Source organism: Aerosakkonema funiforme FACHB-1375 (genome assembly GCF_014696265.1).
Lineage (GTDB): Bacteria > Cyanobacteriota > Cyanobacteriia > Cyanobacteriales > Aerosakkonemataceae > Aerosakkonema > Aerosakkonema funiforme_A.
Map to the genome: position 1 here is coordinate 1 of NZ_JACJPW010000149.1, position 17,094 is coordinate 17,094.

A 17,094-nucleotide genomic window follows, 5' to 3' on the forward strand; every position below is an offset into this window, starting at 1 on the left:
CCCGCTCCCCCGCTCCCCCACTCCCCCACTCCCCCGCTCCCCCGCTCTAGCGTGTCGTCAGCATTAGCATTCTGGCGACAATGGCAATATCTGTCATGATTCCAATAATTCTTCTTCTGAAATCGAGACATCGGTAGCTTTTTTCTTTCGCTTAGCGGTGCGATCGCTCTCGACTCCCTTCCGCAATCCTACGGCAATTTTACTGTGTTTTTCGATCTGAGTCATCACTTGTTTTGCCCGATTAATCACCACCGCCGGTAATCCCGCCAATCTCCCCGCTTCTATCCCATAAGATTTATCTGCACCACCGGGTTTAACTTGGTGCAAAAAGATAATTTGGTCGGGCATCTCTTTCACTGTGACTTGATAATTGGCAACATTCGATAACATCGAAGCTAATTCGTTGAGTTCGTGATAGTGGGTGGCGAAAATAGTGCGGGCGCGAATTTCGGTTGCCAGATATTCTGCTACCGCCCAAGCAATAGAAAGACCGTCGAAAGTTGCCGTTCCTCTGCCAATTTCATCTAACAATACCAGCGACTTATCTGTAGCGTGATTGAGAATATTTGCGGTTTCGTTCATTTCCACCATAAAAGTAGATTGTCCGGTCGCCAAATCGTCTACTGCACCCACACGAGTAAAAATGCGATCGCACACTCCCAAAATCGCCGACTTAGCAGGAACAAAACTCCCCACCTGCGCCATTAATTGAATTAACCCAACTTGCCGCAAATAGCAACTCTTGCCACTCGCATTCGGCCCTGTTAGAATAATTAAATCGGGACGGTCATTTGTCAATATTTCGTTGTCATTTGTTTTCTTTGCGACTGACTCTTGACCTAACTGTGTCGAATTCGGCACGAAGAAACCAGTCGGCAAAGATTGTTCCACTACCGGATGTCGCCCATCAATAATCGTAATTTCTCGCCCTTCTACCATATTGGGACGACAGTAACCCTGATACACCGCTATCTCTGCCAAACCGCACAACACATCCGCAGCAGCAACAGCGCGGGAGATATTGCGAATTAATTCTGCCTGTTCCGCTACTTCTGCCCTTAAAGCTACAAAAATATCGTATTCCAGCTTATTCAAATCTTCACGCGCCGTCAGAATTCTGGCTTCTCTTTCCTTCAGTTCCGGAGTGATGTAACGTTCCTCATTCGTGAGAGTTTGTTTGCGGATATAATTTTCTGGAACTTGGTCTGCTTTGGAGCGCGAAATACTGATATAATATCCGAATGATTTGGTATAGCCAACCTTCAGGTTAGAAATGCCCGTGCGCGATTTCTCGGTTGCTTCTAGATTGGCCAGCCATTTGCGATCGTCTTCCGCACCCACCCGCATTTCATCTAATTCGCCATTTATGCCTGACCGAATCAATCCGCCTTCCTTGAGATGGAGGGGAGGAGATTCTAATATATGAGCATTAATTTGACTTGCTAACTGTTCTAATATCGGCGATACTTTCTGCAACGCTTTCAGGTAGGGAGAACGGGCATCGGCAACTAAATTAGCTAATGTCGGTAACTTTTCCAATGAAACAGCTAAAGCGACTAAATCTCTCGCATTGGCAGTACCGCACCCGGCGCGAGTACTCAACCTTTCCAAATCGTAAATTTGCCGCAGTAGTTGACGCAATTCTTGACGAAGCGAACTATTTTCTACTAATTCTTGAATAGTATCCTGTCTGGCGCGAATTCCTTTAATATCTAATAATGGTTGCACCAACCAGCGACGCAAAGCACGTCCGCCCATTGCAGTGGTAGTTCTGTCCAACGCCCACAACAAAGAACCGTGAAAGGTGTTATCTCGAACTGTGTGGGTAATTTCTAAATTGCGGCGACTTTGGTAATCGAGGATGAGATAATCTGTGTGGGTGTATGTGCGTAGCAGTTGCAGGGAAACGGGATTGCTTTTTTGGGTATCTTCTAAATATTGCAACAAACCACCCGCAGCGCGAACGGCGAGGGGGAGATGTTCGCAACCCAAACCTTCCAGAGATTTTACTTTAAATTTTTGTACCAATCGCGCTTTTGCTTCACCCAAACTAAAGGGACTTTGGGGACGAAAAGCATAACAAAATGATGGCGGCAAACACTCAGGTAAATGTGCCGATTTCTCTCCCGGACGCAACAAAGCGCCCAAATCGGGAGCGTTTGTAGGAACTAAAACTTCGGCTGGGTGCAAGCGCATCAATTCTTGCGTCAAATGCTCTAATTTTTCTGATTGAGTTGTGAGGAATTCCCCTGTAGAAATATCCGCGTAAGCTAAACCCCAATGATTGCCAGCAATGACAACTGCTGCTAAAAAGTTATTGCGCCTAGCACTCAGCATTCCTTCTTCCAACAAGGTGCCGGGTGTGAGAACTCGCGTTACTTCCCGCTTTACCAATCCTACCGCATCGGCGGAATCTTCTACTTGGTCGCAAATCACCACAGCGTAACCTTTTTCTACTAGCTGGGTGGTGTAGCGTTCCCAGGCGTGGTGCGGTACACCGGTCATCGGTACTCGACCGACTTCGCCGGCGTGTTTGCTGGTGAGGACGAGTTCTAGTTCCTGCGATACGGTGATAGCATCTTGGAAAAATGTTTCAAAGAAATCTCCCACCCGATACAGTAGCAGAGCGTGAGGATATTTATCCTTCACCTCGACGTAGTGGTGGTACATTTTGCTGAGTTTGTCTTTATCTATCAGACGACAATCAGCGTTGGGGATGTCGGCTCGATCGAATTTAGCACCTTTGGCGTTGGTAGGGGTAGATGCGGAATAACTCATGGATGCGCTGGCGATCGCGTGAACCTTTATTGACTTTACCGCAAGGGGTGAACTTTTAGAGCGATTCTTCCGCAACAGTTACAGCCCGGGTATCAGTTGGCAGTTTTATGCCCATCTCATTATTATATGTGTAACCGGGCACATCCCATACTTTTTTGGCGATCGCACTTCTTTCTATGGCTCGAACCCTGCTTCACCAGGTATAAAAGATGACCCAGAGCAATTTATTGCTATTGGATATCTGGGTAATACTCTTTTTTCAGTCATTTACTCACTTATTGGAAAAGCACGAAAAGGGAAAGAGAAATTTATGAACAATATTTCTATTGAAGAACTCGAACAAAAAATTGAGGCAGGAGAAGAAGTAATCGATCGATATTTTGATGCCACGACAACAAGAGTTGGAACACGCCGCCAAATGAGTTCGCGAAGACGACAGGATTTAGTGACAACAAACCTAGAAATTCCCACCCCTATGCTCAACGAATTCGACCAAATGGCTAACGAACTCAAAATTAGTCGTGAAGCTGTGATTAAAATGATGCTAAGACGCGCTCTCGATGAACACTATCTTGCCAAGAAATCGCTGTTATAGCAAATTCCTGTAATAGAATCGCGAGAACCAGTTTGAGCTTGTGGCTGCCTTGCAACTGAAGCAAAAACAGAGTAATTCCTTTAATAGCTTATTTCTTTGCAATCCAATCGGAATCTTTGATAACATGACGCTGAATGAAATCCGTGAATTGTGTGAAATGTAGAGTTTTGGAGTTGCAGGACAATCTCTATGAGTTTTTACCCGGAACTCGATCGTCTAAATCTTGAAGAACTGATCGATCGCTTTAGGCAAAATCCTCCTGAAGGTGAGGAATATGCAGTTGTTTACTACCAAGAATTAGCCAGTATAATCGCAGTTAAAGGCAAAGCTGGTATTGATTTTTTACTCAGGCAAACTAAAGAAACATATCCGCCAAGGTGGCAAGCTATTTTGTTCGCGCTTTCCCAATCGCCATTAGACTATCCTAGTGTTCGGAATTTACTGTTTTCCTATCTCGAAAATGAACAGCCGATGATTGTTGCCGAAGCAATTGATAGTCTATGTAGAATAGAGGAAAAAGATGCTGTAGATCGAGTCCTAACTTTGTTTAAGCATCCATCTCCTTACGTTAGAGGTAGTGTGCTGCGCTATATAACACGCTTATATCCAGATAAGGCGTTACCTTTACTAATAGAAGCATTTAAAGACCAAGATTTCATAGTACGAGAAAATGCAGCAGATGAGGTGGGTGAGCTAGGTGCAGTGGAAGCGATTCCTTACTTACGTCGAATTTTAGAAGATGTTAACCCTGATGTTAGGCAGGCTGCTCAAACTGCGATCGCTATGCTAGAGTCGATCGCATAAATTCCCTCGTCTCAAACTATCACCTTGCATTTCTCGATAAAATCGAGTAAAATTCTTTGATGCGGAGAACCTAAAGGTCGCACTTCTCCTGCTTTTTCCGAATAACGTTCCCCTTGTCTAATTTCCTCTGGCGTCATCAATCCCATATCCCAACCTTCTCCCAAAACTAAATCTTCCAATTCCACGGTAAGCGGTGCGTAAAAAACGTGCCGCAAAACTTTGCTATCGCGGTAATGAGCAAAAAATGATACCGTGGATGGTGCGTAGCCAATTTCTTCCAGCAGTTCTCGCTTTACCGCGTCTTCTGGATCTTCCTCTGGCTCGATATGCCCGCCAAAAAACGCCCAGTGACCGGGATATACTATATTGGGGATGTTATCGCGCAATTGCATGAGAAATTGGTTATCCCGATATAGAATTGCGATCGCCACTTGCGCTAATTCCTTACTCATCACTCTTCCTTTTTTCTTCTCTCTTCTTCCCGACGCCCTAGCCCCTAACCCCTAACCCCTAGCTATATCATAAACGTTGTTGTTCTTTGATATAAATTTCGCCCAATTCCTGCCCAGCCAAAGGTATACTTTTATACTGAACTTTACCTTCGATCGTAATTTCCTGATTTTGTGCTGGGAATTTGTCTTTAGTAATCACGTAAACAGTACCAGTTGAGTCTTCCACTTCGTAAGCTCGCGTTCCCAAAAAAGGAACTTGCTTAATTACCCTACCCCTAATATAAACAGTAGACTTTTTATCTCGCTGCTTTTCCAAATCTTTGATTTTAGTAACGGGAACATTTGGTGTCCAAAAGAAACCGATTAAAGTAGCGAATACTCCTCCCAGCAACATAGCGATCGCGCCTAATTTCAATATTTCAATTTTGCCTGGTTTCATGATAGTTTTCCTTCAGCGATGTACTTGGCGGAAAAAATGAAAATTCACGTCAGTAATGGTAGATGTGGCATAGAGAAAAATAACAACTTGGCGGAGTGGGGGGAATGGGAGAGTGGGAGAATGGGAGAATGGGAGAAAATTCATAATTTTTTCCTTTTTTCCTCTTCCCCTAGCCCCTTTTACCTAGCCCCGACGCTTTTGATTTTTGACGGCACAGTTTCGATCGTCATTCGGGAATTTTTACCGCTGTAAGACATCAAAAGGTTAACTAAATCTGCGAAAATGGTAGAGCGAATTGCCTTCAGACACGAACGCCTCTTAAACATTGATGGACGCCCAAATTGCCCAATTACTAGATGGTAAAGCCCTTGCACAAAAGATTCAAACTGAATTGCAACAACGCATTCACGAGTTGCAAGGTAAAATAGGTAGATCGCCCGGTTTAGCAGTGCTAATGGTTGGCGATAACCCAGCCAGTGCCGCCTATGTGCGGAACAAAGAGCGAGCTTGCGAAAAAGTGGGAATTGCCTCGTTTGGGCAGCATTTCCCATCAGAAACTACCCAAACAGAACTTGAACAGGTCATTCATTCACTGAATCGAGATGAGCGGGTTGATGGCATTTTAGTACAACTGCCGCTACCTGACCACCTCGACGCGGTAGCTTTGCTGCACCAAATCGATCCCAATAAAGATGCGGACGGACTGCACGCGGTTAACTTGGGGCGCTTGGTGCGCGGGGAATCGGGACTGCGAAGTTGCACGCCTGCTGGAGTGATGCGCCTTTTGGCAGAATATCAGATTAACCTCAAAGGCAAACAAGCAGTTGTTGTGGGACGCAGTATTTTAGTAGGCAAGCCGATGGCATTGATGTTGCTGGAAGCCGATGCTACAGTGACGATCGCCCATTCTCGCACTCACGACTTAGCCGCAATTACCCGCAATGCCGATATTTTGATTGCCGCCGTTGGGCGATCGAATTTGATCGCAGGTGATATGGTGAAGCCAGGAGCCGTAGTTGTCGATGTCGGTATGAATCGCATCACCGATGATGTCGGCAATTCTCGCCTGGTGGGAGATGTCAATTTCGATGAAGTTAAGAGCGTAGCGGCATATCTGACGCCTGTACCGGGAGGTGTTGGCCCCATGACCGTTGCCATCCTACTGCAAAATACAGTGTGGAGCTACAGCCAAAAAAGTTCATAAGCGAGAGGGCAGGGGGCATGGTCTACGGGGGCTCAATCCGCAAGGATCTCGACGAATTCCCCACATCCTATCCCTTCTGTCCTATGTCCCATTCCTGAATTACGAATTAGCGATCGCCTATCCCCTGTAGAATTATTACGGATACAGACACGCTCAAGGAATCGAGGGATGGTAGCTACCGATGACAGGCATTCGCCGCAGGGGGAATCCCCTACCTTTGATCTATCGGCTTACTTAGCCCAGCGACAGGCTTTGGTGGAAGCAGCTCTGGAGCGTGCCGTCCCCATCACCTATCCTGAAAAGATATATGAGGCCATGCGCTATTCCTTAATGGCCGGAGGTAAGCGCCTGCGTCCCATCCTTTGCTTAGCCACTTGCGAACTGGGTGGCGGTACGCTGGAAATGGCGATGCCAACAGCCTGTGCTTTGGAAATGATCCACACGATGTCGTTGATCCACGATGATTTACCGGCGATGGACAATGACGACTATCGGCGCGGTAAATTAACCAATCATAAGGTCTACGGTGAGGATATTGCGATTTTGGCCGGGGATGGCTTGTTAGCCTATGCTTTTGAGGTTGTGGCCGAGACTAAGAACGTTCCACCTGAAAGGCTGTTGCAGGTAATTGCCCGCTTGGGCCGCGCTGTCAGCGCCGCCGGGTTAGTTGGTGGGCAAGTAGTTGACTTGGAATCTGAGGGAAAGGCGGATATTACGCTGGAAACTCTTAACTTTATTCATACCCACAAAACCGGCGCTTTGTTAGAAGCCTGTGTAGTTTGCGGTGGAATTATTGCCGGGGTATCCTCAACGGATTTGCAACGTTTATCCCGCTATGCTGAGAATATCGGGCTGGCGTTTCAGATTATCGATGATATTCTGGATATCACGGTATCTAGCGAAAAGTTGGGCAAAACCGCTGGGAAAGACCTCCAAGCGAAAAAGGCAACTTATCCTAGCCTTTGGGGATTGGAGCAATCGAAGCAAAAGGCTCAGCAACTGGTTGATGCTGCCAAGGCAGAAATGGCACATTTTGGGGAAAAATCGCGACCGCTACAGGCGATCGCAGATTATATTACCAATCGCTCTTACTAGCAGTCTCTGGGGGCAGGTTTTACCGGAAAATATAGATAAACCTGTCCTCACAGCCGATCGCAGAATCTTATCATCTTCGCATCCTCAATCCAAAATCGATATGCACGACTTTGGCCAGATCCTAGATAACCGGGTATTGCTGGTAGCTCTTTTAGCTTGTTTAATTGCACAAATATGCAAACTTGCCGTTCACTTGATCCAGCACGGTAAGGTAAACATCCGCGTTCTGGTGGAAACTGGCGGTATGCCCAGTGCCCATTCTGCCCTCGTGGCTTCCCTCGCCACAGGTGTGGGTCAGACACTCGGATGGGCGACGCCCGATTTCGCACTGGCAACCATTTTTGCCATTATCGTTATGTACGATGCTGCTGGGGTACGTCAAGCCGCTGGTAAGCAAGCCCGCATCCTCAATCAAATTATTGATGAGTTATTTCGAGAACATCCCACTTTTAATGAAGACCGTCTGAAAGAATTGCTCGGACATACGCCTTTTCAAGTGATTGTAGGTTCTGCTTTGGGTATAACTATTTCCTGCTTGGCTGGGCCAGCTTATTGAATTTCAAATTTAAGATTTCAGATTTCAAATTTTATTTTTCTTTTTGCGATCTAAAATCTGAAATTTGAAATTACCTTATTTTAGTTGCTTCAACTCGCGCTCTCAGGAGGGTTACTTTATCGCTATCTACTAGCATCACCCAAAAACCGCGATCGCTCAAGTCCTCAAATATACTCGTTGCATTTTTTTGATCGGTCGTATGCAATACCAGTAGGTAAGGTCGCTGTCCGTAGGAAACTAAACCGACTTCCTTCTTTAACGCTTCCTGTACTTGGGCGGCAATTTCCGGCTGATTGAAATAATCTACCAAAACAGCATAACCCGTCCCCAAGGGTTGCGGATTGTATGCTGGCGAATTCTCAGATGGCGGTGTCGCCGTTACCTGGGCTAATGCTTGAGGTCGTACCGCAAATGCTGGCAACAAAGCAACAGCTATGGCAAAACTCAGCACCGCACAGCACCGTTCGATCGCAATTTTACTCATGGTTTAGGGACTAGGGGCTAGGGGCTATGGGCTAGAGGGAGAGGGAAGAGGGAGAGGGAGAAATTTTGACTTTTGACTTTTGACTTTTGACTTTTGACTTCCCCCACTCCCCTCAATCACGACACCGCCGCCAGAGAAGCGAGGGGGTCGGGAATCGTATCAGAAGGTGCTGGAAATTCTCCCGTTGCTACGTACTCCAATCGCAACTTCAGCCAAGTAATAAATGAACTGTTAGTTGAAATTATCGCCGCCGCAGGTTGAGGACATTTTGCCTTAACATCTGCCATTTCCCTTGCTTCCAAAAATGCCGGTTGCTTTACCAACCAAAAATCAATTTCTTGTTCTTCTTCTTGATACTTGCGGGTACGTTCCCTTAGCACTTCTTCCAGGGGTTCTTCTTCTAGTAAAAAGCGTTGACTCGCTAAAACGTAGTAGTAAGTTGTCATCTCTTTGGTGATTGGTAATTGGTAATCGGTAATTGGCCAATTTCAGATTGTAGATTTCAAATTGCATATTTGATTCAAATCTAAAATCTAAAATCTAAAATTACCTATTACCTTGTATTGCCTGTTTCATTTCTCGGACGGCTCGCTCCAGTCCGACTAAAACAGCCCGACTTATTATTGTATGACCAATATTGAGTTCTTCCATACCTTTTAGGCTGGCAACTGGGTAAACGTTCCAGTAGGTGAGTCCGTGTCCGGCGTTGACTCGCAAACCAGATGCGATCGCATTTTCGCATCCTTTCGCCAAAACCGCTAACTCCTTCTCCCGACTCGCTTCGTCATGCGCCTCGGCATATTTCCCCGTATGCAGTTCGATAAATTTGGCTTTTATCTTGACAGATGCTTCGATTTGTGCGTCATCGGCATCGATAAACAAGCTCACGGGAATACCCGCATCTTGTAGTTTAGCCACAATATCCGTCATGCGGGAAATTTGTCCGGCAACGTCGAGTCCGCCTTCCGTGGTCACTTCTTCGCGACGTTCCGGTACGAGAGTAACATAATCCGGTTTGATATCGAGAGCGATCGCCACCATTTCGTCGGTAGCCGCCATCTCCAAATTTAGATGTGTGCGTACAGTCTGCCGCAATATTCGCACATCCCTATCTTGGATATGCCGCCTGTCTTCCCGCAGATGCACAGTAATACCATCAGCACCAGCGAGTTCCGCCAATACCGCCGCCGCCACCGGGTCAGGTTCTACAGTGCGACGCGCTTGGCGAATAGTAGCAACGTGGTCAATGTTAACGCCGAGTGTAGGCAACTGGGATTCTCCATCAGCCTAAAATCTTCCGTCCTCGATCTTACCTGAATGGATTACAGATTGACCTCTCCCCCAACCCCTTTCCTGGGAGGAGAGGGGAGTAATCTTACTCCCCCTTCCCTCTGGTTAAAAAAATTGACCTCTCCCCCAACCCCTCTCCTCGCAGGAGAGGGGAGTAAATTTCCCCCCCCTTTCCTGCAAGGAGAGGGAAGTAATCTTTTTCCCCCTTCCGTGCGAGGAGAGGGGAGTAATCTTTCTCCCCCTTCCCTCGTAGGGAAGGGGGTTGGGGGGTTAGGTTTTTATTTTATGAAATTGAGAACTGCTATAATTTCTAGATTGTCTAAGATTTCAATAAAATATAGATATAAGTTTCTCGATCGCATACCACAGGTAAACAGCATAACTGCAATTTCAACTCAGTCAAAGTAAAACCTCACTTTTGAGCAATTTCTAGCGCAATATCCCGATGATGGTCGCTATGAATTAGTCAATGGAGAAATTGTGAAAATATTAGCAACTAGGCAGCACGATGATAATTTTGCTCTAGCGTACTTGTGGTGGAAAAACCAGTTTTTTGGTAGGGGGAAGGAGGAAAAGCTTATTTAGTAAGCTTTTGGAAATTTAATAAATTTTAATTATCACCTTAAGTACAGGAGAAACCGATTTTTCTTTAAGCCATATATAAAAGACATCTCAGAAATTGAAGGTGCGTCGCCTGGAATCCTTGTAGAGACGTTTTATGAAACTTCTCTACTCTCTACAAGGTTCTTTGGAGATGTCTAAAGAACAATTCCATTGGTTACTATTTTGATGAGAACCGAGATGGCGACAGATAAACCAATACTAAACCTGTAATTAGGGCATAGGGTATACCAAAAAACTGAAACGTAGCTACATCCACAGCTGCGCCTACACTACTTGCTAACACCCACCAGAACAACCGAGTTCGGTCGATATGCTGTCGCAGGACATAATATTGAATTGTTCCAACTCCCAACCCCCACATCGCTCCCAGAAAGTTCAAGCCCAGAGAAACTTTCACAGCGTTAACAGCAAGAGAGTGCAATAATCCCCCCAAAGCTCCACCTCCGACAGTCGCTAGCACCCATTGCGCTAGCATCCGTTGCCTTCTGACATAGTAAAGTTTATCTAGGGCAAGCCATTGCAATATACTCACCGAGATTCCCATTATAGCACCGAACCTAGTTAAGTCCTCAAATTTTTGCGTGAAGGACCCCCCCAAGATCTTCCAGATACTAATACCCACGAGTAAACCCACAACATTCGCCACCACCCACACTAACAACCACTGGAGCAAAAAGCTATCAATTTGTGGGCTGTTGGCTAGTTCCGTCCTAGCTGTAGGGTTTGGAAGTTCTTCGGGCTGAGTTGGAATTTCTCGACGATTTTTGGGCAGTACAGGTGGTGGAGGATAAGATGGGTGGGGAATAGCCTCTTCGGGCTTTGTTTTAAGTGCTATTTCTTGAAGCTCTTGAGCTTCTATTGAGGCTACATCTTCATGTCTGAGTTTCAATACTTCTTGAAACCGCTGCAACTCTAGGCGGATTTCTTCGCTGAGGGGATACTGTTGCTCAATTTCCTCCCTAAACGCTTGCTTATATTTCTGCAATTTTTGCTGAAGCTCTTGGTAAGGTTTGAGTACTTGCGCCTCCATCTCCTCGGTTTCCTCCGGTAACAGTTTCAAACTCTCTCGGAGAGAATCCAAAGTTCGGCGACCAATTCGAGAAATCTTACCCTTAATGGCATAACGTCCCACTTCTTTGAGGTAAATAAGCTTTGGATCGTCGATGGCTGCTTTCGTCAGTTTGATTTTGAAACCTTCTTTAACAGCGTATAGTTCTGGTTTCATTGCAGGTGACGATTCTTGAACTTTCTTGCGAGCATACTCGTGCAACTCATCAACAGAAATCAAACCATCGTTATCTATATCCGCCGCCCCTGTTTCTATTCCCTCGATTAAGTAATGGGTGTAAATCGACAAATCAGACCCTTGTTGTTCAAAGGAATACTGAGTAGAACTCGAAGAAGTAAGAATCGCTCGTCCCTCTCCCCCCAGCTGACTTTTAATATCTACCTTGCCGTCATCTTTTGCAGATAACCCTTCAGCGAAAGCACCACTAAAGCAACAGTCCAGAATTACCACTTGTCTTTTGGAGCGGCTATTGCTCATAATATCGTGGATAAAACTGGCCGGAACAGCGCTGGAGCGGTACAATTCTCCCCGCTTATTCTTGCTCGTTTTGCTAGTTGCTAAGTAAAGCTTGCCGCTATCATCTTTTATGCCGTGACCTGAGAAGTATAGCAGCACCAAGTCATCCCTATCCCGTTCCGAAAACAGCGTTTCAATAGCTTGCTCCATAATCGATGGATTGCCTGGATTTTTCAATATGTTCACATTTGCTTCTGCAAATCCGCCCATTTCTGGATTTTGTAAGACTCGCCTCATAGCTTCTAAGTCTTTTACAGCACCAGGTAAAGGATTCAATCCTGGTTCATATTCACTTACTCCAATCAGCAAAGCAACTTTAGTCATTTGTTTTAGTTTCCATCTACAAATCTCTGAGCTGCCTGAATGACAGCCTCTAATTCTTGTTGATTGCTAGCTTTTACTTTCAGCTTTTTACCATTGAATTCTACTTCTAATTCAATGCTTTTCGCCATGAGTCGATTACTCAAAAATCCAAGTACAGGCTTAATTTTATCTGGATTCACCTCAGCTTTCAGCATCCCCATTAAAAAACCACCAAAAGATTTGTTTCCCTCCGGCGGATTCCGATCGATTACACGATTGACCTCTTCTACTTCATCGAGTTGCCGCATCTGATTAAGCAGTTTTTGGGTTTCTTCTTCCAGATCCTCTTCATCTAAGTTGGAATCATTGAGTGCCAAGATGAGTTTAATGGTGGATTCGTCTGCCATACTGCTTACTCCGATACAAACCAGGCTAATTTATTTAATTATATTTCTGTGATTTCGCCTATTGTCCAGGACGCTAAATTTTAAATTTTGTAAAAAATTACGGCTCTCCCTGATGTTTGGTGGAAGAAGTAGCGACTTATACATTTTTGCTGGCCACAGAAGGCTGAAAACCTCGATCCAGTTAGATTATAAGCTTGCCTTATCACCACAAGTACGGGAGAGCCCATTGCAGAGTCTTTTGTACTCACAATGGTAAACTTTTGGGAAGTCTTTCTGGTCAATAATTTTATTTTAAAATTGCTAGTCTATCTGAAAATTTTGCCTGAAGCATACATCACCCCTAACTCGAAGCACTCGTATAAAAACTTAACGCAAATCGCCAAAATCCCACAGAAGCCAAAAACAGCACAACTGCCAACACACCCGCACCCAACACCCAACCAACTTCCCCTCGCCCCAACATCGCCTCTGCTGGCACTGTTGTTAAAAATGCCACAGGTACTATAAAAGTAAAGAAGAATCGATAAGCAGTAGGATAAGCCATCATCGGGTATCTTCCCGCCTCCAGCAGTCCTCTCAATACCTCGGTAACGTTGAATATTTTGACAAACCAGATGCTAGTCGCTCCCAGCATAAACCACAAGCTGTAGAGGATAGCGACACCGAATGCGATCGGCACAGCACTAATCAAGTAATCATTAATACCAATACCCAGCCGTACACCTGCATAGCCAATCAGCAAAAAACCGAAAATTAAATCGGGTATTCCCCAAGGCGATACACTTCTAGCAGAAAGCCAAAATTGACTGCCGATCGGTTTTAGCAGCACAAAATCGAGAGTTCCTTCTTGCACTTGTCGGACAATACGGTTTAAATTAGGAACCAGGAAAGTAGTAGAAAATCCCTGCAATAAAGTGAATATTCCCAATACCACCAAAGTTTCTGACCAAGACCATCCTTGGAAAGTGTAGCCTGTGCGGTAAAACAAAAATAAACTGAACAAACTGCCGATCAAATTTCCCAAACTACTGAGTGCGGCTAAGATAAAGTTAACTCGGTACTCCATCTCAGCTGCTAAAGATGTACTCCAAAACAACCCCAACACTCGCAAATATCTTTTCATATTTGGGATTCTGACCGGAAATAATGGGATACAAGCCCCGTCCGTGAAGGACGGCTTTTTATTTCCATTTTTAAATTCCATGTTATCATAGTAGTTGATATCAATCAACTCAGTATCAATCGTGTTTGTCTACGAGTTTAAGGTCTACCCTAAACCACAACAAATAACCGCCATTAACGAAGCAATTAGGACATCTCAATTCGTCCGAAATAAAGTACTTCGTTACTGGATGGATAATCGTGGTATCGGTCAGCCTGAAATGTTTAGATACAACACTTTATTGAGAAAAAAGTTTAAGTTTGTAGAAGAATTAAACTCCCATGCTTGCCAAGCTGCTGTAGAAAGAACACTTAAAGCAGTTAACCGTTTTTATGATAATTGTAAAAACCAAGTTAAAGGCAAGAAAGGATATCCTAAATTCAAAAAAAACACTCGTTCTGTAGAGTACAAAGTCTCAGGATGGAAACTATCAGAAAATAGGAAGTATATCACTTTCACAGACCAGAAAGGGATTGGTATTCTTAAGCTAGTAGGTTCCAGAGATTTGAACTTTTACCAGATTGAGCAAATTAAACGAGTAAGAATTGTACGTCGTGCCGATGAGTACTACGTGCAATTTACCATTCAAGCCGATCCGAGAGAGCGGGTCAAGCCTTTAACTCCCAGTCAGAAAGCTGTGGGAATAGATTTAGGGATTAAATATTTCTTGGCGGATAGTCAAGGAAATATGGAAGCTAATCCCCAGTTTTATAGAAAGGGAGAGAAAAGCTTAAACCGCTTAAATAGGAAAAAATCTAAGAAGTTCAAGAAAGGGAGACCCCAGTCTAAGAACTATCAGAAAGCTAGAAATCGGTATGCCCGGAAACATTTAAAAGTAAGTAGGCAGCGAGAAGAGTTTGTCAAGAGAGTGGCACTCCGCTTAATCCAATCTAACGATTTGGTTGCTTATGAAGATTTGAATGTTCAAGGGTTGGTGAGAAATCGACATCTAGCAAAATCAATTAGTGATGCAGGATGGTATTTATTTCGACGTTGGTTGGAATATTTTGGCTATAAGTATGGAAAGGTTACGGTTGCTGTACCTCCTTACAACACAAGTCAAAAATGCTCCTATTGTGGTCAGAAAGTGCAGAAGTCTTTATCAACTAGAACTCATATTTGTTCGCATTGCGGGTTCATAGAAGATCGAGATATAAATGCCGCAATTAACATCCTGAAATTAGCGCTATGTACGGTGGGGCACACCGGATCTAAAGCTTGGGGAGATTTGCCCTCTAGCCTGGTTGGAGCAATCCTGGTAGGTTATGGTGAGTCTATGAACCAAGAATCCTCGCACTTATAGGGCGAGGAGTGTCAATTACACGCTCAATCCAAAATCTAAAGTCTAAAATCAATTATGCTCCCATTCCTGAATATCGTTTCAGTCCCCGACGCCACAACCAGCGATTGCAGACAAAAAAGAACAAGCACCAACCCAGCATAGTTAAAAATCCTTTTACCACATCTACTGGTAATCCTATCAACAAAGCAGCTGGAAAATGAACCAAATAGGGAAACGGAGTCCAAAGCACGACTTCTCGCACCCCTGGTGGAAAAAGTTCGAGAGGCGCAACCATACCAGAGAGAAATAGGTAGAGCAAAAACCAGAATTGATCGATCGCGGATGCTCGCTCTATCCAAAAAGCGAACATCGCAAAAGTATACTGAATTAAAAAGCGTAAAATGAAAGCGATCGCCAACGCCGGTACGCACAGCAAAAAGCTTTGCAGACTCGGTAGCCAAACCGCTTGGGGGTAGAGTATAAAAAACAACACCATTAATGCGATCGCGAATGGCAACCGAGCAAAGCGTTCCGAAATATGAGAGGCGACGTGATGCCAAGCCGGGTCTAGAGGCTGTAACAACCTGGGAGAAAGCTTTCCTTCCACCACCTCTTTCTCAAAATCCCAAATCACCCACACCACCGAAAACTGGCGTACAAAGAAAACAACCAGAAAGTAGCGAGCAAACTCCACTGGTGTCAATCCGAACCTGCCACCTTGCGCCGCCTGCATCCAAATTCCCATCATAATCAGCGGCAAAGACCCGGACAAAACCCACAACACCAGTTCTGCCCGATACTCCACCATATGAGCGTAGTAGACTTCAAGCAGCACGCTCGCTTTTCTAAAAATCCCTTTCATCAAGCTACCCCCGCACGAAACACTCGACCGATAACTTCTTCGATCGGCGGGTCAGTCACAGTCAAATCCAATACCTGTAATTCCGCAAGTATACGGGCAACCGTCCGGGTCAGGGCTTCCCGCTGCACCAACAAACGCACCTCCCGACCTTCCACCGTTTCCAGTTCCCCGTATTGCGACAAATCGGTTTCCGACACAGCTTGGGCTAACTCCACCTTAACTTCCCGGTAAGGGGCGAACCGCTGCAACAGCCCTTCCAAACTCCCATCGTAAATTAGCAGCCCTTGGTGAATCAACAAAACGCGATCGCAAAGAGCCGTAATATCCGCCATATAATGACTGGTCAGAAGCACCGTCGCCTGGTATCGCTGATTGTACTCCCGCAAAAAATCTCGCACACCCACTTGAGCGTTAACATCGAGTCCTAGCGTCGGTTCATCTAAAAATAAGACTTGCGGATGATGCAAAAGTGCAGCCAGTAATTCAGCTTTCATCCGTTCCCCCAAAGAAAGCTTGCGTACAGGTTGGTTGAGTTTCCCTTCCAATCCTAATAACTCAGTCAACTCACCCACACGCAGCCGGAAGTCTCGATCCGAAATATTATAAACAGCAGCATTAATTTTCAAAGAATCTAGCGCTGGTAAGTCCCACAACAGTTGCTGCTTTTGCCCCATCACCAAAGTGATTTTTTGCAAAAAAGCTTCTTCACGTCGAAAAGGAACATATCCAGCTACCCTCACCTTACCAGACGAAGGATGAATTAGCCCTGTGAGCATTTTCAGTGTAGTAGTCTTCCCCGCACCGTTAGGGCCAAGAAATCCCACCACCTCGCCCGGTTCAATTTGAAAAGAAACCCCTTGAACAGCATTCACCGAGCGGTAAGTGCGACGCAGGAAATGCCGCAGCGTCCCCTTAAGCCCCGGTTCTTTTACAGCCACCGGATATACCTTACTCAGGTTATCAACTATGACGATCGGCATACGCTGTCCAAAACCTTCTGCACATTTCAAAACAGCAAAGCCCTCTTGTACATTTAACCAAGAGGGCTTTGGCTGTAAATATTAACCTGGCACCGAGCTATTTTCCCAGGCAGTGACCCACCAAGTATCTTCGCCGCAGCAGCGTTTCACCTCCGAGTTCGGGATGGAGTCGGTGTGGTTCCACCGCGCCAG

At 45.2% G+C, this 17,094-nt stretch carries 18 protein-coding genes and 1 rRNA gene; 7 read left to right on the forward strand and 12 right to left on the reverse strand.

Annotation, left to right across the window (positions count from 1 at the left end):
• Positions 1-93: 93 nt before the first annotated feature.
• The gene (gene mutS / locus H6G03_RS33630) at positions 94-2,778 is read right to left on the reverse strand and encodes a DNA mismatch repair protein MutS (RefSeq protein WP_190474627.1); all 2,685 of its coding nucleotides are present in this window, start codon (positions 2,776-2,778) and stop codon (positions 94-96) included.
• A gap of 310 nt (positions 2,779-3,088) precedes the next feature.
• On the opposite strand from mutS, the gene H6G03_RS33635 reads away from it, so the two are divergent.
• Positions 3,089-3,373: a CopG family transcriptional regulator gene (locus H6G03_RS33635; protein ID WP_190474629.1), complete on the forward strand. Its 285-nt coding sequence runs from the start codon at positions 3,089-3,091 to the stop codon at positions 3,371-3,373.
• Positions 3,374-3,562: 189 nt separating this feature from the next.
• Entirely contained in the window at positions 3,563-4,177 is a 615-nt protein-coding gene (locus H6G03_RS33640; RefSeq protein ID WP_190474630.1) for a HEAT repeat domain-containing protein, read from the forward strand.
• An 11-nt stretch (positions 4,178-4,188) separates the two neighbouring features.
• Here the strand turns inward: H6G03_RS33640 and H6G03_RS33645 are convergent, their stop codons facing one another.
• Together H6G03_RS33645 and H6G03_RS33650 are read right to left on the reverse strand one after the other, a co-directional pair.
• Positions 4,189-4,629 carry an NUDIX hydrolase gene (locus H6G03_RS33645; protein WP_190474632.1) on the reverse strand — a complete coding sequence of 147 codons (441 nt, stop codon included), beginning with the start codon at positions 4,627-4,629 and terminating at the stop codon, positions 4,189-4,191.
• 67 nt (positions 4,630-4,696) lie between these two features.
• The gene (locus H6G03_RS33650) at positions 4,697-5,068 is read right to left on the reverse strand and encodes a hypothetical protein (RefSeq protein WP_190474634.1); all 372 of its coding nucleotides are present in this window, start codon (positions 5,066-5,068) and stop codon (positions 4,697-4,699) included.
• Positions 5,069-5,104: 36 nt separating this feature from the next.
• Between H6G03_RS33650 and H6G03_RS33655 the strand changes: the two genes are divergently transcribed.
• The 4 genes from H6G03_RS33655 (at position 5,105) to H6G03_RS33670 (ending at position 7,923) form a co-directional block, all read left to right on the forward strand.
• Positions 5,105-5,320 (forward strand): hypothetical protein, encoded by a 216-nt coding sequence (locus H6G03_RS33655; protein ID WP_190474637.1) that lies wholly within the window; start codon positions 5,105-5,107, stop codon positions 5,318-5,320.
• Positions 5,321-5,396: 76 nt separating this feature from the next.
• Positions 5,397-6,272, forward strand: coding sequence for a bifunctional methylenetetrahydrofolate dehydrogenase/methenyltetrahydrofolate cyclohydrolase FolD (gene folD / locus H6G03_RS33660; protein ID WP_190474639.1), 876 nt, complete (start codon positions 5,397-5,399; stop codon positions 6,270-6,272).
• Between the two features lie 168 nt (positions 6,273-6,440).
• On the forward strand, positions 6,441-7,367 hold the full coding sequence (gene crtE / locus H6G03_RS33665; protein WP_190474641.1) for a geranylgeranyl diphosphate synthase CrtE: 927 nt from the start codon (positions 6,441-6,443) through the stop codon (positions 7,365-7,367).
• 100 nt (positions 7,368-7,467) lie between these two features.
• The gene (locus H6G03_RS33670) at positions 7,468-7,923 is read left to right on the forward strand and encodes a divergent PAP2 family protein (protein ID WP_190474643.1); all 456 of its coding nucleotides are present in this window, start codon (positions 7,468-7,470) and stop codon (positions 7,921-7,923) included.
• Between the two features lie 70 nt (positions 7,924-7,993).
• On the opposite strand, the gene H6G03_RS33675 is transcribed toward H6G03_RS33670, so the two are convergent.
• The 6 genes from H6G03_RS33675 to H6G03_RS33700 form a co-directional block, all read right to left on the reverse strand.
• Entirely contained in the window at positions 7,994-8,407 is a 414-nt protein-coding gene (locus tag H6G03_RS33675) for a hypothetical protein (RefSeq protein ID WP_190474645.1), read from the reverse strand.
• A 116-nt stretch (positions 8,408-8,523) separates the two neighbouring features.
• Positions 8,524-8,853, reverse strand: coding sequence for an MgPME-cyclase complex family protein (locus tag H6G03_RS33680; protein WP_190474655.1), 330 nt, complete (start codon positions 8,851-8,853; stop codon positions 8,524-8,526).
• A gap of 100 nt (positions 8,854-8,953) precedes the next feature.
• On the reverse strand, positions 8,954-9,676 hold the full coding sequence (locus tag H6G03_RS33685) for a pyridoxine 5'-phosphate synthase (RefSeq protein WP_190474657.1): 723 nt from the start codon (positions 9,674-9,676) through the stop codon (positions 8,954-8,956).
• An 802-nt stretch (positions 9,677-10,478) separates the two neighbouring features.
• Positions 10,479-12,230, reverse strand: coding sequence for a caspase family protein (locus H6G03_RS33690; protein ID WP_190474659.1), 1,752 nt, complete (start codon positions 12,228-12,230; stop codon positions 10,479-10,481).
• 5 nt (positions 12,231-12,235) lie between these two features.
• Positions 12,236-12,616: a hypothetical protein gene (locus H6G03_RS33695; protein WP_190474661.1), complete on the reverse strand. Its 381-nt coding sequence runs from the start codon at positions 12,614-12,616 to the stop codon at positions 12,236-12,238.
• Between the two features lie 340 nt (positions 12,617-12,956).
• Positions 12,957-13,739 carry an ABC transporter permease gene (locus tag H6G03_RS33700; RefSeq protein WP_190474663.1) on the reverse strand — a complete coding sequence of 261 codons (783 nt, stop codon included), beginning with the start codon at positions 13,737-13,739 and terminating at the stop codon, positions 12,957-12,959.
• 121 nt (positions 13,740-13,860) lie between these two features.
• Here H6G03_RS33700 and H6G03_RS33705 point away from each other — a divergent pair, with 121 nt between their 5' ends.
• Positions 13,861-15,081 carry an RNA-guided endonuclease TnpB family protein gene (locus H6G03_RS33705; protein ID WP_190474667.1) on the forward strand — a complete coding sequence of 407 codons (1,221 nt, stop codon included), beginning with the start codon at positions 13,861-13,863 and terminating at the stop codon, positions 15,079-15,081.
• A gap of 52 nt (positions 15,082-15,133) precedes the next feature.
• Here the strand turns inward: H6G03_RS33705 and H6G03_RS33710 are convergent, their stop codons facing one another.
• The 3 genes from H6G03_RS33710 to rrf form a co-directional block, all read right to left on the reverse strand.
• Positions 15,134-15,922: an ABC transporter permease gene (locus H6G03_RS33710; protein ID WP_190474665.1), complete on the reverse strand. Its 789-nt coding sequence runs from the start codon at positions 15,920-15,922 to the stop codon at positions 15,134-15,136.
• Positions 15,922-16,902, reverse strand: coding sequence for an ABC transporter ATP-binding protein (locus tag H6G03_RS33715; RefSeq protein WP_190474669.1), 981 nt, complete (start codon positions 16,900-16,902; stop codon positions 15,922-15,924). The genes H6G03_RS33710 and H6G03_RS33715 overlap by 1 nt, the downstream gene beginning before the upstream one ends.
• Before the next feature lie 84 nt (positions 16,903-16,986).
• Positions 16,987-17,094, reverse strand: a 5S ribosomal RNA gene (rrf, locus tag H6G03_RS33720); the annotation flags it as partial.